This window comes from uncultured Limnohabitans sp., assembly GCF_937889215.1.
Classification (GTDB): domain Bacteria; phylum Pseudomonadota; class Gammaproteobacteria; order Burkholderiales; family Burkholderiaceae_C; genus Limnohabitans_A.
The window spans coordinates 1-1,086 of the sequence record NZ_CALBEX010000259.1; the positions used below are offsets into that span (position 1 = coordinate 1).

At 60.2% G+C, this 1,086-nt stretch carries 2 protein-coding genes; both read right to left on the reverse strand.

Annotated features, from left to right (window positions below; all coding sequences use genetic code 11):
- A partial coding sequence (locus tag Q0341_RS06550; protein ID WP_299511342.1) for an FAD-dependent monooxygenase occupies positions 1–424 on the reverse strand: 424 nt, incomplete at its 3' end.
- A gap of 224 nt (positions 425–648) precedes the next feature.
- Positions 649–1,059: a lactoylglutathione lyase gene (gene gloA / locus Q0341_RS06555; protein ID WP_299511344.1), complete on the reverse strand. Its 411-nt coding sequence runs from the start codon at positions 1,057–1,059 to the stop codon at positions 649–651.
- Between the last annotated feature and the right edge of the window lie 27 nt (positions 1,060–1,086).

A 1,086-nucleotide genomic window follows, 5' to 3' on the forward strand; every position in this document is an offset into this window, starting at 1 on the left:
CCCGAGAGTTGACGCCGTCGCTGGCGATCACCAGGTCGGCATCGGGAAAATCGAGGTCGGAGGTGGCGTCTTGCTCAAACAGCAGCTTGACCCCCAATTGCTCGCAGCGCGCTTGCAGAATGTTGAGTAATTTTTTGCGCCCGATGCCCACAAAACCATGACCGCCTGAGCGGATCACGCGGTCCTTGAAATGCAGCTCGATGTCGTCCCAATGGTTAAAGGCCTGCTGCACCTCATTGGCGGTGTCGATGTCCCAGTGGCGCATGTTCTCCAGCGTCTGGTCAGAAAACACCACGCCCCAGCCAAAGGTGTCGTAGGGCTTGTTGCGCTCGACCACCGTGATGTCGTGGTGGGGGCCGAGCTTCTTCATGAGGAGCGCGAAATACAGGCCCGAGGGGCCGCCGCCGATGCAGACGATCTTCATGCAGGTTCCTTGTCAGTCAGGCTTCAATATTTGAAGCTTGAAATGATTGTGCGGAGCCAATTGAAGACTGTCATTGGGGGAAACCCCGTAACCCACCCCCGCCCTCAGGCCTGAGGGCGGGCGGCGCGCAGGTGTGCAGGTGTGTTGTGCAGGTGCGTTGCGCAGGCCGCCAGGGGATCAGTGGGGCGCTGGGGCGGGCGCTGTGCTGTTCACCGTGGGGTGGTTCATCGCAAGCCTTGACCTTCGGCGAATTCGGCCCTCTGGATCAGCTCCACCTTGTAGCCGTCTGGGTCGGTGACAAACGCGATCACGGTGCTGCCGCCTTTGACCGGGCCGGCTTCGCGGGTGACCTTGCCGCCCGCCGCCTTGATCTTGTCGCAAGCGGCATAAGCGTCGGGCACACCCAAAGCGATGTGACCGTAGGCGGTGCCCATGTCGTAGCTTTCCGTGCCCCAGTTGTAGGTCAGCTCCAGCTCGGCGTGGTCCGGGTTGTTGCCGTAGCCCACAAAAGCCAGCGTGTATTTGTATTCGGTGTTTTCCGAGGTGCGCAGCAGTTTCATGCCCAGCACTTGGGTGTAAAAGTCAATCGAGCGCTGCAAGTTGCCCACGCGCAGCATGGTGTGAAGGAGTCTCATGGTCGGTTTCCTGGGGTTGAAGAAGAA